General features: G+C 42.3%; 1 tRNA gene. It reads left to right on the plus strand.

Annotated features, from left to right (window positions below):
* The first annotated feature begins 296 nt into the window (after positions 1 to 296).
* A tRNA-Met gene (locus HMPREF2726_RS09340) sits at positions 297 to 373 on the plus strand.
* Positions 374 to 640 lie beyond the last annotated feature (267 nt).

Here is a 640-nt window from a genome sequence, read left to right on the forward strand (position 1 = left end):
TCTCTATTTCAGTGTGTTTTACAATCCGTTAGGTGTGATGAGATAAGTTTCGTATCAACAGTGAAAAGACAAAAAAAACGGGTGCAACCATGTTTGAAGGCTTTTTGAGATTGAGTGATTTACGATGAAGTTCCGAATAACCCTGATTGGTCGGTTTTTGGTTTAAACTCTTTAAAATCATAATATTGCTATAACTCATTTTATCGTCTGGACTTTGAATGGGTAATGTTTTGCTGAATTTTGGCGGTAAAGTGCTTGACAGTTTTTTCAAGTATCTGTATAGTTCTACTTTCTGACGCGGGATGGAGCAGCATGGTAGCTCGTCGGGCTCATAACCCGAAGGTCGTAGGTTCGAATCCTGCTCCCGCAACCAAATTTTCAAGCCCTCGGTTCTATCGAGGGTTTTTTCTTGGCTTGATTGCCGGGGTAAGTGAATCCCTATACCTTAAGAAGGTCGTCTGAAAACTTGATGTTCGGGTTTTCAGACGACCTTTTTGCGTCAATCATTTTCGTGGACAGAGTCCACGCTACGGCACTTGTGTTGTCAACAAAATTTGTAGCGTGGGCTTTGCCCGCGAACCACTCAAGATTTCAGGTGACCTGTCCGTTTTATAGTGGCTTAACTTTAAACCAGTACGGC

Source organism: Neisseria sp. HMSC074B07 (genome assembly GCF_001810355.1).
In the GTDB taxonomy this organism is placed as follows: Bacteria; Pseudomonadota; Gammaproteobacteria; order Burkholderiales; family Neisseriaceae; genus Neisseria.